The sequence below is a fragment of the Variovorax sp. BGA-UO-ETr-C22 genome, assembly GCF_059567965.1.
In genome coordinates this window covers 2,456,380-2,469,586 of the sequence record NZ_JCAQPA010000011.1, presented here as the reverse complement: position 1 = coordinate 2,469,586, position 13,207 = coordinate 2,456,380, and the positions used below count along the sequence as shown (strand labels likewise).

General features: G+C 67.0%; 10 protein-coding genes. All 10 read left to right on the top strand.

Features of this window, described 5'->3' with window-relative positions:
* Nucleotides 1-6 precede the first annotated feature (6 nt).
* Nucleotides 7-1,350 carry a dicarboxylate/amino acid:cation symporter gene (locus AC57B8_RS31575; protein WP_070064017.1) on the top strand — a complete coding sequence of 448 codons (1,344 nt, stop codon included), beginning with the start codon at nucleotides 7-9 and terminating at the stop codon, nucleotides 1,348-1,350.
* Nucleotides 1,351-1,369: 19 nt separating this feature from the next.
* Nucleotides 1,370-2,704 carry an NAD(P)/FAD-dependent oxidoreductase gene (locus AC57B8_RS31570; RefSeq protein WP_496481759.1) on the top strand — a complete coding sequence of 445 codons (1,335 nt, stop codon included), beginning with the start codon at nucleotides 1,370-1,372 and terminating at the stop codon, nucleotides 2,702-2,704.
* Nucleotides 2,705-2,716: 12 nt separating this feature from the next.
* Nucleotides 2,717-4,186: a PHA/PHB synthase family protein gene (locus AC57B8_RS31565; RefSeq protein WP_496481758.1), complete on the top strand. Its 1,470-nt coding sequence runs from the start codon at nucleotides 2,717-2,719 to the stop codon at nucleotides 4,184-4,186.
* A gap of 54 nt (nucleotides 4,187-4,240) precedes the next feature.
* Nucleotides 4,241-5,425, top strand: a complete 1,185-nt coding sequence (locus AC57B8_RS31560) for an acetyl-CoA C-acetyltransferase (protein ID WP_095744354.1) — start codon at nucleotides 4,241-4,243, stop codon at nucleotides 5,423-5,425.
* Nucleotides 5,426-5,471: 46 nt separating this feature from the next.
* Nucleotides 5,472-6,221 (top strand): acetoacetyl-CoA reductase, encoded by a 750-nt coding sequence (gene phbB, locus AC57B8_RS31555; protein ID WP_496481757.1) that lies wholly within the window; start codon nucleotides 5,472-5,474, stop codon nucleotides 6,219-6,221.
* Between the two features lie 10 nt (nucleotides 6,222-6,231).
* Nucleotides 6,232-6,885, top strand: coding sequence for a DUF6781 family protein (locus AC57B8_RS31550; protein ID WP_496481756.1), 654 nt, complete (start codon nucleotides 6,232-6,234; stop codon nucleotides 6,883-6,885).
* A 46-nt stretch (nucleotides 6,886-6,931) separates the two neighbouring features.
* Nucleotides 6,932-8,341 (top strand): cytochrome ubiquinol oxidase subunit I, encoded by a 1,410-nt coding sequence (locus tag AC57B8_RS31545; protein WP_496481755.1) that lies wholly within the window; start codon nucleotides 6,932-6,934, stop codon nucleotides 8,339-8,341.
* 8 nt (nucleotides 8,342-8,349) lie between these two features.
* The gene (locus AC57B8_RS31540; RefSeq protein WP_496481754.1) at nucleotides 8,350-9,345 is read left to right on the top strand and encodes a cytochrome d ubiquinol oxidase subunit II; all 996 of its coding nucleotides are present in this window, start codon (nucleotides 8,350-8,352) and stop codon (nucleotides 9,343-9,345) included.
* Nucleotides 9,346-9,436: 91 nt separating this feature from the next.
* Nucleotides 9,437-11,272: a sensor histidine kinase gene (locus tag AC57B8_RS31535; RefSeq protein ID WP_496481753.1), complete on the top strand. Its 1,836-nt coding sequence runs from the start codon at nucleotides 9,437-9,439 to the stop codon at nucleotides 11,270-11,272.
* The gene (locus AC57B8_RS31530; RefSeq protein WP_083259418.1) at nucleotides 11,269-12,630 is read left to right on the top strand and encodes a sigma-54-dependent transcriptional regulator; all 1,362 of its coding nucleotides are present in this window, start codon (nucleotides 11,269-11,271) and stop codon (nucleotides 12,628-12,630) included. The genes AC57B8_RS31535 and AC57B8_RS31530 overlap by 4 nt, the downstream gene beginning before the upstream one ends.
* Nucleotides 12,631-13,207: the final 577 nt, after the last annotated feature.

The following is a 13,207-nucleotide window of genomic DNA, read 5'->3' as shown; positions in this document are numbered from 1 at the left end:
ACCTTCGTGGACCATCAACCCGTATCCCAGCCCTTTTACAAATCGCTGTACTTCCAGGTCATCACTGCCATCGTCATCGGTGTGCTGCTGGGGCATTTCTATCCCGACACCGGCGCGTCGATGAAACCGCTGGGCGACGGCTTCATCAAGCTGATCAAGATGATCATCGCGCCGATCATCTTCTGCACGGTGGTGGTGGGCATCGCCGGCATGGAGGACATGAAGAAGGTCGGCAAGACCGGCGGCCTGGCGCTGCTGTATTTCGAGATCGTCAGCACTGTCGCGCTGGTGGTCGGGTTGGTCATCATCAACATCGTCAAGCCCGGGGCTGGCATGAATGTGGACGTGACCCAGCTCGACGCCAAGTCGGTGGCTGCCTACACCAAGCCGGGCCAGATGCAGGGCACGGTCGATTTCCTGCTGCACGTGATCCCCAATACCGTGGTCGACGCGTTCGCCAAGGGCGAGATCCTGCAGGTGTTGCTGATCGCCGTGATGTTCGGTTTTGCGCTGCACAAGTTCGGTGGGCGCGGCACACTGGTGTTCGACTTCATCGAGAAGTTCTCGCACGTGCTGTTCGTGATCGTGGGCTACATCATGAAGGTCGCGCCCATCGGCGCCTTCGGTGCCATGGCCTTCACCATCGGAAAATACGGTGTCAGCTCGCTGCTGCAGCTGGGTCAGCTGATGGCCACGTTCTATCTCACCTGCCTGCTGTTCGTCTTCGTGATCCTGGGCGGCATCGCACGCGTCCACGGCTTCAGCATCTGGAAGTTCATCAAGTACATCAAGGAAGAGCTGCTGATCGTGCTGGGCACGTCGTCCAGCGAGTCGGTGCTGCCGCGCATGATGGCCAAGCTGGAGAACCTCGGCGCGCGCAAGTCCGTGGTCGGCCTGGTCGTGCCCACCGGCTATTCGTTCAACCTGGACGGCACCAGCATCTACCTGACGATGGCCGCGGTGTTCATCGCCCAGGCCACCAACACGCCGATGTCGCTGACCGAGCAGATCACGCTGCTGCTGGTGTTGCTGCTGACGTCCAAGGGCGCGGCTGGCGTGACCGGCAGCGGCTTCATCGTGCTGGCGGCCACGTTGTCGGCGGTGGGCCATGTGCCGGTGGCGGGTCTTGCGCTCATTCTGGGCATCGACCGCTTCATGTCGGAAGCGCGCGCGCTCACCAACCTGATCGGCAACGGCGTGGCCACCATGGTGGTGGCCAAGTGGACCAACGACCTGGACACGGACCGCATGACGCGCATCCTGAACAACGAAACCCCGGCCCTGGCGGACGAGCCCGAGGCCGTGCTGGACAAGGTCGAGCACCACATGCCCGCGGACCCGGTGCGCTGACCCCCACGCCGACATTCCCATGAACCGTCCTGCGGACAGGCATCGCATCGTCATCGTCGGCGGCGGCGCCGGTGGCCTGGAGTTGGCGACGCGGCTGGGCGACACGCTCGGCAGGCGCGGCAAGGCCGACGTGGTCCTGATCGACAAGCAACGCACCCATGTGTGGAAGCCCAAGCTGCACGAAATCGCTTCCGGCAGCATGGACATGAGCGCTCACGAGGTCGACTACCTCGCGCAGGCGCACTGGCACGGCTTCCGCTTCCGGCTCGGCGAGCTGACCGGCATCGACCGCGAGCGGCGCGAGGTGCAGATAGCGCCGTACCTGGACGACGAAGGCCGCCTCGTCACGCCCGAGCGCGCCTTCGGCTACGACACGCTGGTGGTCGCCATCGGCAGCCTCAGCAACGACTTCGGCACGCCGGGTGTGCGCGAGCACGCGCTGCGCCTGGAGTCGAAGGCCGATGCGCAGCGCTTTCACCAGCGCATGGTCAACGCCTGCATCCGTGCGCATGCGCAGACCACGCCGCTGCGGCCCGAGCAGCTGCACGTGGCGATCATCGGCGCGGGCGCCACCGGCGTGGAGCTGGCAGCCGAACTGCACCGCACCACGCGCGAAGTCGTGGCCTATGGGCTGGACCGCGTGGATGCCGAGAAAGACATCCAGGTCAGCGTGATCGAAGCGGCCGACCGCGTGCTTCCCGCACTGCCGCAGCGCATGTCGACCGCCACCGAGGCGCTGCTGCGCAAGCTCGGCGTCGATGTGCACACCTCCGCCAAGGTCGCCGAGGTGCTGCCCGAAGGCGTGCGCCTGGCCGATGGCCGTGTGCTGCCGGCCGAGCTGGTGGTGTGGGCCGCGGGCGTGAAGGCGGCCGACTTCATGAAGGACATTGCGGGCTTGGAAACCAACCGCAGCAACCAGCTCGCGGTGCTGCCCACGCTGCAGACCACACGCGATGCCGACATCTTCGCCATCGGCGACTGCGCGGCCTGCGAGTGGCCGGAGGCCAACGAGGGCAAGGGCGGCCTGGTGCCGCCACGTGCGCAGGCGGCGCACCAGCAGGCCTCGCACGTCGCGGCGCAGATCGGCCGGCGCATGGCAGGCAAGGCGCTCAAGCCGTATCGCTACCGCGACTTCGGCTCGCTGGTGTCGCTCGGCGAATTCAGCACCGTCGGCAACATGATGGGCGGCCCGGTGGGTGGCAGCCTGATGATCGAAGGCCGCTTCGCGCGGCTCATGTACGTGTCGCTCTACAAGATGCACGAGCTGGCGCTGCACGGCGTCGTGAAGGTCTCGCTCGACACGCTCGCTCGCCTCATCACGCGGCGCACCGAACCCCACGTCAAGCTGCACTAAGCAGCAACGGCCATGACCACACCTTCAAACCCTTTAGCCGCGACCTCGTGGTTGCAAGCCTGGCAGCAAGGGCTGTCGCAAAGCCACCTGCAGTTCGGCGCGCTGATGCGCAATGCACTGGAGGCCGCGCCCATCGATGCACGTGGCAAGGCGCAGATGGACTTCGCGCTGCGCCAGGTGATCGACGCCGTGAACCCGGCTAACAGCTTCGCGACCAACCCCGAGGCGATGCAGGCCGCGCTCGACTCGGGCGGCACCAGCCTGCTCGAAGGCGCGCGCCTCTTTTTGGCCGACGTGGCGAAGGGCCGCATCTCGATGTCGGACGACGAGGCCTTCGAGGTCGGCCGCAACGTCGCGACCAGCCCGGGCAGCGTGGTGTTCGAGAACGCGCTGATGCAGCTCGTGCAGTACACGCCGTCCACGGCCAAGGTGCACAAGCGGCCACTGGTGATCGTGCCGCCCTGCATCAACAAGTTCTACATCCTCGACCTGCAGCCGGCGAACTCGCTGGTGGCGTATGCGGTGGAGCAGGGGCACACGGTGTTTCTCGTGTCGTGGCGCAACGTGTCCGAAGAACAGGGTCGCCTGGGCTGGGACGACTACGTGGAGAAAGGCGTGTTGCAGGCACTGGCCGTTGCGCGCGGCATCGCCCGCAGCGACAAGGTGAACACGCTCGGCTTCTGCATCGGTGGCACGCTGCTGGGCAGCGCGCTCGCCGTAGCCGCAGCGTGCGGCGAGAAACCCGCTGCCAGCGTCACGCTGCTGACAGCGATGCTCGACTTCTCCGATACCGGCGAACTGGGCCTGATGGTCGACGAGAACATGGTGGCCACGCGCGAGGCCAGCATCGGCCGTGGCGGCCTCATGAAGGGCCGCGAACTCGCAACGGTGTTCGCCGCGCTGCGCGCCAACGACCTGATCTGGCCCTACGTGGTCAACGGCTACCTCAAGGGCAAGGCGCCCGCGGCCTTCGACCTGTTGTTCTGGAACGGCGACGACACCAACCTGCCGGGCCCGATGTACTGCTGGTACCTGCGCAACACCTACCTGGAGAACAAGCTGCGCGTGCCCGGCGGCACGGTGCAGTGCGGCGTGCCGGTGGACCTGTCGCGCATCGAGGCACCGGCTTTCATCTACGCCTCGCGCGACGACCACATCGTGCCGTGGAAGACCGCCTATGCCGGCACGCAACTGCTGGGCGGTGAGACGCGCTTCGTGCTCGGCGCCAGCGGCCACATCGCGGGCGTGATCAATCCGCCCGCCAAGAAGAAGCGCAACCACTGGGTCGGCGATCTCGCGGCCGATGCGGGCGCCTGGCTCGACAACGCGCAAAGCATCGACGGCAGCTGGTGGCCCGCGTGGAGTGAGTGGCTCGCCATGCATGCCGGCGCGAAGGTCGCCGCACGCCGTGTGCTGGGCAGCGCCGAGTTTCCCGTCATCGAGCCCGCCCCCGGGCGCTATGTCAAAGCCAAGGCGGCCTGAGTCCGGGCCGCCCCCATTCCTTCTTTCCCTCGCATCAACCTCAAGGAGATTCTCATGTCAGACGATATCGTGATCGTGGCCGCGCAACGCACGGCGGTCGGCAAGTTCGGCGGCGCACTCGCCGGCACGGCCGCGCCCGATCTGGGCGCGCACGTGGTGAAGGGGCTGCTCGAGAAGGCCGGCGTGCCGGGCGATGCCGTGTCCGAGGTGATCATGGGCCAGGTGCTCGCGGCCGGCGCGGGGCAAAACCCAGCGCGGCAGACGGTCATCAAGGCGGGCCTGCCCATCGGCGTGCCGGGCCTCACCATCAACAAGGTCTGCGGCTCGGGCCTGAAGGCCGTGATGCTGGCGGCGCAGGCCGTGAAGTGCGGCGATGCCGAGATCGTGGTGGCCGGCGGGCAGGAGAACATGAGCGCCGCACCGCACGTGCTGCCCAACTCGCGCAACGGCCAGCGCATGGGCGACTGGAAGCTGGTCGACACGATGATCGTGGACGGCCTCTGGGACGTCTACAACCAGTACCACATGGGCACTACGGCCGAGAACGTGGCCAAGAAGTACGGCATCACGCGCGAGATGCAGGACGCGCTCGCGCTGGCCTCGCAACAGAAGGCCGCCGCCGCGCAGGATGCCGGTCGCTTTGACGACGAGATCCTTCCCTTCAGCATCGCGCAGAAGAAGGGCGACCCGATCGTCTTCTCGGCCGACGAGTTCGTGAACCGCAAGACCAACGCCGACGCGCTCGCGGGTCTGCGCCCCGCCTTCGACAAGGCCGGCTCGGTGACCGCCGGCAATGCCTCGGGCCTGAACGACGGTGCCGCTGCGGTGCTGGTGATGTCGGCTTCGCGCGCGGCAGCCCTGGGCCTCCAGCCGCTGGCCGTGATCCGCGCCTATGCGAGCGCGGGCCTCGATCCGTCGCTGATGGGCATGGGCCCGGTGCCCGCCTCGCAGCTCGCGCTCAAGAAGGCCGGCTGGAAGGCGCAGGACCTCGACCTCATGGAGATCAACGAAGCCTTCGCGGCGCAGGCCTGCGCGGTCAACCAGCAGATGGAATGGGACACGAGCCGCATCAACGTGAACGGCGGCGCCATCGCCATCGGTCATCCGATCGGCGCCTCGGGCTGCCGCGTGCTTGTGACGCTGCTGCACGAGATGCGCCGCCGCGGCGCGAACAAGGGCCTCGCGTCGCTGTGCATCGGCGGCGGCATGGGCGTGGCGCTCGCGGTCGAACGCGCCTGAACCGGATTTCTTTCATTCATTCACCAAGCAACGAGGAGCAAGCCAAATGAGCAACAAAGAACAAGTGGTCCTGGTCACCGGCGGCATGGGCGGCCTGGGCGAGACGATCTCCACCAAGATGGTCGATGCGGGCTACAAGCTCGCGGTGACCTATTCGCCGGGCAACAAGTCGCACGCCGACTGGGTGGCTCAGATGGCGTCGCGCGGCTACCAGATCCTGGCCGTGCCCTGCGACGTGGCCGACTACGATTCCTGCGCCAGGGCCGTGAGCCAGGTGCAGGAGGCGCTGGGTCCGGTCGACGTGCTGGTCAACAACGCCGGCATCACGCGCGACATGACCTTCAAGAAGATGGACCAGATCAACTGGAACGCCGTGCTGCGCACCAACCTCGACAGCCTGTTCAACATGAGCAAGCAGGTGGCCGACGGCATGGTGGATCGCGGCTGGGGCCGCATCATCAACGTGTCGTCGGTGAATGGCTCCAAGGGCGCGTTCGGCCAGACCAACTACTCGGCCGCCAAGGCCGGCGTGCACGGTTTCACCAAGGCGCTGGCGCTCGAAGTGGCCAAGAAGGGCGTGACGGTCAACACCATCTCGCCGGGCTACATCGGCACGAAGATGGTCACGGCCATCCCCAAGGAAGTGCTCGACAGCAAGATCCTGCCGCACATCCCGGTGGGGCGTCTGGGCAAGCCCGAGGAAGTCGCGGGCCTGATCATCTACCTGGCTTCGGAAGAAGCCGCCTTCGTGACGGGCGCCAACATCGCCATCAACGGCGGCCAGCACATGCAATGAACGGACGACCATGATTCTCAAAAACGGCATCGATCAGGTCGCACTGATCAACAAGTTCACCGACGCCACGGCCAAGCAGGGCGAGACCATCCGCAAGACCGTGCACGAGGCCACGCTCAAGGCGCTGCAGGGCCGCGAGCTCACGCTCGCGAACATCCGGCAGGTGCTGGGCGTGGTCACCAAGGCGGCCTCGACCGGTGCGGAGGGCAGCAAGCTGCCCGCGCCCGACGTGGAGGCACTTCTGGCCAAGGCCTTCGCGGGCATGGACGGCGCGCTGGAGCAGGCGGTGGTGGCCAACCAGCGCGCGCTGCAGCAGCTGGTCGACCAGGGCGTGAGCTTGCGCGAGACGCAACTCAAGAAGGCGCTCGCCGACATCGAGAAGATGGAAGACACGCTGTTTGCCAGCGTGCGCAAGGCGGCGCCGATGGACGGCCCGTGGAGCGGCGTGTTCCAGGCGATGCAGGGCAAGAAAACCGACACCGGCGCGCGCGCCACGGTGGCGCTCGAGCAGTTGATGGAAGACACGCACAAGAACCTGCGCGACGGCCGCGCGATGAGCCTGCGCGCTTCGCAGGCGCTGCTCGACAGCTACGCGACGCTGGCGAGCGGCGTGCTGATCGGCATGTCCGAGGCCCTGAAGCAGGGCGGCGCGGCGAAGCGATGACCCCCGCCGGCGGCAGCCGTGCCGCCGCCGGCCTGAAAGGAATCTGATGGACGCCCTGATCCTCGCCCGCATGCAGTTCGCGGCCAACATCACCTTCCACATCCTCTTTCCCACGATCAGCATCGCGCTGGGCTGGCTGCTGCTGTTTTTTCGCTGGCGGTGGCTGCGCACGCGCGGCGGCACCGACGCCGCGTTGGCGCAGGGCTGGCTCGACGCCTACCGCTTCTGGACCAAGGTGTTCGCGCTGACCTTCGCGCTGGGCGTGGTGAGCGGGATCACCATGAGCTTCCAATTCGGAACCAACTGGCCGGGCTTCATGGAGCGCGTGGGCAACGTGGCGGGGCCGTTGCTGGGCTACGAAGTGCTGACCGCGTTCTTTCTCGAAGCGGGTTTTCTCGGCGTGATGCTGTTCGGCCACGGCAAGGTCGGCGAGCGCGTGCACCTGATGTCGACCTTCATGGTGGCCTTCGGCACCACGCTCTCGGCCTTCTGGATCCTGGCGCTCAACTCGTGGATGCAGACGCCCGCCGGCCACGAGATCGTGAACGGCGAGTTCCACGTCGCGAGCTGGCTCGCGGTGATCTTCAACCCCTCGTTCCCGTACCGTTTCGCGCACATGCTGCTGGCCTCGGCGCTGACCTGCGCGTTCCTCCTGATTGGCCTGTCGGCCTGGCAGGTGCTGCGCGGCGTGGGACAGCGCAGCGCGGCGCGCGTGCTGCGCGTGGGGCTCACGCTGGCGGCGGTACTGATTCCGGTGCAGATCGTGGTGGGCGACATGCACGGCCTCAACACACTCGAACACCAGCCCGCCAAGATCGCCGCGATGGAAGGCGTGTGGGAGACGGAGCGCGGTGCGCCGCTGCTGCTGTTCGCCATTCCCGATGCGACGGCGCGCAAGAACCACTTCGAGATCGCGATCCCGAACGGCGCGAGCCTGATCCTCACGCACAAGACCGACGGGGAGATTCGTGGGCTCAACGATTTTCCCGGTGCGCATCCGCCGCCGCTGCCGATGTTCTTCGCGTTCCGCATCATGGTCGGCATGGGGATGCTGATGCTGGCGACCAGCTGGCTTGGCTGGTGGCTGTACCGCCGCACGAAATGGCAGCCGGCCATGCTGCCGCGCGCACTGCTGTGGCTGTTCGCAGGCATGACCTTCTCGGGCTGGGTCGCCACGGTGGCGGGCTGGTATGTCACCGAGATCGGCCGGCAGCCCTACATCGTCTACGGGCTGGTGCGCACGGCCGACGTGGTGTCGAAGGTGCCGTCGGCAATGATCGGCCTCACGCTGGCGCTCTACGTCGCGCTGTACCTCGCGCTCATCGTGGCCTACGTGGCGGTGCTCAAGTACATGGCCGAGAAGCCCGATGAAGTGCAGGCGACCGAGCCCGCGGAGCAGGCCGCAACGCCGGTGGGCGCGATCACCTCGCCGATCGTCGAAGGGGGCCGTACATGAACGGGATGATGAGCGTCGATGCCGCGCTGCCGGTGATTTTCATGGTGCTGATGGGCGTGTCCATGCTGGTCTACGTGGTCAGCGACGGCTACGACCTCGGCGTGGGCATGCTCATGCACCGCGCCACCGATGCCGAGAAGGACGTGATGGTCGCCTCCATCGGCCCGTTCTGGGACGCCAACGAAACCTGGCTGGTGCTGGGCGTGGGCATCCTGCTGGTGGCCTTTCCGAAGGCGCACGGCCTCGTGCTTGGCGAGCTGTACCTGCCGGTGACGCTGATGCTCATCGGTCTCACGCTACGCGGCGTGGCCTTCGACTTCCGCGTGAAGGCGCGCGACAGCCACAAGCGCACCTGGGACCGACTCTTCTTCGCGGGCTCCACGCTGGCCTCGGTGGCGCAGGGCTGGATGCTCGGGCGCTATATCAGTGGCTTCGGCACCGGCTGGAACTACCCGGTGTTTGCCACCGCCATCGCGGTCGCGCTGCCGATGGCCTACGTGCTCATGGGCGCAACCTGGCTCATCATGAAGACCGAAGGCGAGCTGCAGGAACGTGCCGTGCGGTGGGCGCGCACCGCCTGGGCGCCGATGGTCGGCGGCATGGTGCTGATCTCGATGGCCACGCCCTGGGTCAGCCCCGAGGTGCGCGAGCGCTGGTTCGCGCTGCCCGAAATACTGGCGCTGGCCGCCATTCCGCTCATGAGCGGCGTAGCGCTGCTCGCGGTGCGCGGCCTCCTGAACACGCGCATGGTGCGCGGGCCGGTGTGCTGGCTGCCCTTCGTGCTGCTCATCATGGTGTTCGTGCTCGGCTTTCTCGGGCTGGCCTACAGCATCTTTCCGTATGTGGTGATCGGCCAGCTCACGATCTGGCAGGCTGCCAGCAGCGCGCCGGCGCTCAAGGTCATCCTGGTGGGGGCCTGCATCTCGGTGCCGGCCATCGTGGGCTACACCGTTTTTTCCTACCGGGTCTTCCGCGGCAAGACCGGCGAACTGCGCTATGCCTGAGCCTGTGCCCACCCTGGCTGAAACGCTTCGTGACCGGCGCCACCGGGCTGCCACTGATGCGGCCTTCATGGCCTTGTGCAATAACGGGTTCATGACTTCACGGGAGCCGGCACTGCGCTTCGACTTGCCTTCTCACACCTCCAAACGCTGGCGCGGCCTGCCGCGCTGGTGCGGCGCGCTGGCATTGGTGGCCGTGGCCGCCTTCGCCGGCCACCACATCGCCATGCAGAACGGACTTGCCCGGCTGCGCGACGCGGGCGACCACCGGCTGGACATGCTCGCCACCGGGCTCGACGCGGACCTGGCCCGCTTCGAATACCTGCCCGCGCTGCTGGAGATGACGCCCATCGTCCCGACGCTGCTCGGCACGCCTTCGGACGGGGCGCTGCGCGACGCGGTCAACCGCTACCTCGACGGGGTCAACGCCACGGCGGGCGCAGAGATGCTCTACGTGCTCGACGCCGGCGGCACCTCGCTGGCCGCCTCCGACTGGGACCGGCCCGGCACCACCGTCGGCCAGGACCTGTCGTTCCGCCCCTACGTGATCGATGCGCTGAGGCAGGGCCGGGGCGCCTTCTACGGTGTCGGCATCACCAGCCGCAAGCCCGGCTACTACCTCTCGTACGCGCTGCGCCGCGGGCAGCCCACGCGCGGCGTGGTGGCCGTCAAGGTCAACCTCGAGGAGGCCGAGCGTGCCTGGCGCAAGCTCCCGGGCGACGTGGCGCTGATCGACCAGCGCGGCGTGGTGATCCTCTCCACCCGCGAGGACATCAAGTTCCGCCCGATGCTGCCGCTGGACGGCTTGCAGCGCGCCGAAGTGCAGCGCTCGCGGCCTTATGGCGAAGCCGCGCTGCAGCCGCTGCAATGGGTGCAGAAGGAATCGCTGGCGCACGACGTGCAGGTCATCACGCTCGACGGCGTGGACCAGCTCGCTTCCACGCGCAAGCTGCGCGGCGCGCCGTGGCAGCTGGTGGTGCTCGACGACCTGGCGCCGCTTCGGGTGGGCGCACGCAATGCGGCCATCACCGCGAGCCTGGCGATGGCGGTGCTGCTGCTGATGGCCGTCACGCTGTGGCAGCGCCGCCGTGCCGTGAGGCAGAAGCTGGCCAACCAGGCCGCGCTGCAGGCCGCGCACGACACCCTCGAATCGACGGTGGTGGCGCGCACCGCACAGCTGCGCGCAGCCCAGGGGGAGCTGGTGCATGCAGGCAAGATGTCGGCGCTGGGCCAGATGTCGGCCGGCGTGGTGCACGAGCTGAACCAACCGCTCACGGCCATGCGCACGCTCTCGGAAAGCGCAGGCATCCTGCTCGATAAGGGCCGCTTCGACGATGTGCGCGGCAATCTGCAACGCATCCGAGGCATGGTCGATCGCCTCGCGCGCCTGACCTCGCAGCTCAAGACCTTCGCGCACAAGAGCGAGTTGCCGTTGGCCGCGGTGCCGATGGCGCGTGCCATCGCCGACGCGCAGGTCGTCGTGGCCGAAGCCACGAAGAAGAACGCCATCGCCATCGAGGTCGACGTGCAGCCCACGAGCCTGTGCGTGATGGCCGAGGAGGCCGCGCTCGGCAGCGTGCTCGTCAACCTGATGCGCAACGCCACCGACGCCATGCAGGATTCGCCGCGGCGCACGCTGCGCATCGAGGCGCGGCCGCAGGAGGGACGGGTGATCCTGCGCGTGAGCGACACCGGGCCGGGCATCCAGTCCGACATCCTGCCGCGCCTGTTCGAACCCTTCGTCACCAGCAAGCCGGCAGGCACGGGCCTGGGCCTGGGTCTCGTGATCTCGGCACAATTGGTGCGTGCCATGGACGGCACGCTGCGCGCGGCCAATCAGCCCGCGGGTGGTGCCTCATTCGTGGTCGACCTGCCTGCCGCCGTGCAGAACACCCTTATTCCCACCCCCACAGGAGTGATCCACAAGTGAGCGAAGCCCCTGCCATCCGGGTGATGCTGGTCGAGGACGACGAAGACGTCCGCCTCAGCACGACCCAGGTGCTGACCCTGGCCGGTTTCGAGGTCGAAGCCTTTCACAGCGCCGAGCGCGCGCGCGCACACATCAGCTTCGGCGTGCCGGCCATCGTCGTCTGCGACGTGCGCCTGCCGGGCTTGAGCGGCACCGAATGGTTGCGTGAGTTGCATGCGGCCGATGCCGAGCTGCCCGTGATCCTGGTCACCGGCCACGGCCACATCGCGATGGCGGTGCAGGCCATGCGCGAGGGCGCCTACGACTTCATCGAAAAGCCTTTCAGCTCCGAGCGGCTGGTGGCCATCGTGCGCCACGCCATCGAGCGCCGTCAGCTGTCGCTGCAGGTGCGCGCGCTGCGCGATGCGCTGGAGAACTGGAACGGTATCCAGTCGGTGCTGATCGGCCGCTCGGCGCAGATGCAGCTGGTGCGCCGCACCGTGATGACACTGGCCGAGACCTCGGCCGATGTGCTCATCTACGGCGAGACCGGCACCGGCAAGGAACTCATCGCCCGTTGCCTGCACGACCACAGCGAGCGCCGGCGCCAGCATTTCGTGCCGCTCAACTGCGGCGGCCTGCCCGAAGCATTGGCCGAGAGCGAGCTCTTCGGCCACGAGGCGGGTGCCTTCACCAGTGCCAACCGCGTGCGCGTGGGCAAGTTCGAATACGCCAACGGTGGCACGCTGTTCCTCGACGAGATCGAGAGCATGCCGATGGCGGTGCAGATCAAGCTCCTGCGCGCGCTGCAGGAGCGCAGCATTGAGCGCATCGGCTCCAACAAGGCCATTGCCTTCGACTGCCGCGTGGTGGCCGCGAGCAAGGACGACCTGAAGGAGATGAGCGACCGGCAGAAGTTCAGGGCCGACCTGTACTACCGCTTGGGCGTGGCCTTCATCGAGCTGCCGCCGCTGCGCGAGCGCCGCGAAGACATTCCGTTGCTGTTCGAGCATTTCGCGCTGCTGGCCGCAAGCCGCTACGAGCGCGCGGCGCCGTTGCTCACCAATGCACAGCTGGCCGACCTGATGGCCTATGCGTGGCCCGGAAATGTGCGCGAGTTGCGCAACGTGGCTGACCGCTTCGTTCTGGGCCTGCTTGGCGAGCGCCTCACGCAGGCACGAGGCACAGGCGAAGGCCTGCCTGCATTGCCACGCGCGCTGCCGCAGCAGGTCGAGGCCTTCGAGCGCGCGGTGATTGTCGAGGCGCTGCGCAAGCACCAGGGCGACCAGCCGGCCACGGCCAGCACCCTGGCCATCGCGCGGCAGACCTTGCATGACAAGTTGCGCAAGTTCGGCATCGTGGCGGACGATTTCAAGTAGAGGTGGGTGGATGTCACTGCGCGTCGAAGTCGAGTGATATTTTTCTATCTCGCGACCAGTGAGTCGGCCCCGGTAGGCGGACGCTTTCGACGATGTACACGCGAGACTTCGCGAAGTTGAAACGGGTCGGCCGAATCTGCGCGACACGCAGTCGATTCGCACCAGGCTCTTGCCTGCTTCGGACTAAGGAAGGCGATCATGACAATGCGTTTGCCGGCTTCGCCTTCCAGTGAGTTGATCTCGCGACGCAGGCGGCTGTGCAGGGGCTGCCGACGTGGAGGCTAGGGCCGCTTGATGGCGGAGACCAGCCCCTGCGAATCGCAGGAGCTAGGACGACATTGAGCCCAGAGGAGACGCTCGGCATGCTCTAAAGCGGTCTTTCGATTCGAAACGAACGGGCGTGCGCTCGAGTCCTCGAGCTGCCTTGCGTTTGACGATCTGCGCCGATGATTTTGATCGGCCGCGCTGCTTTTCCCGGATCGGGTCTGCACATAGCTCTACTTTGGGCTTCGGCGAGTTCTTCCGCCAAATGAGCATCGTCCTCACCGACCGGAAATCACCCTTGAGCCTGCGCTAC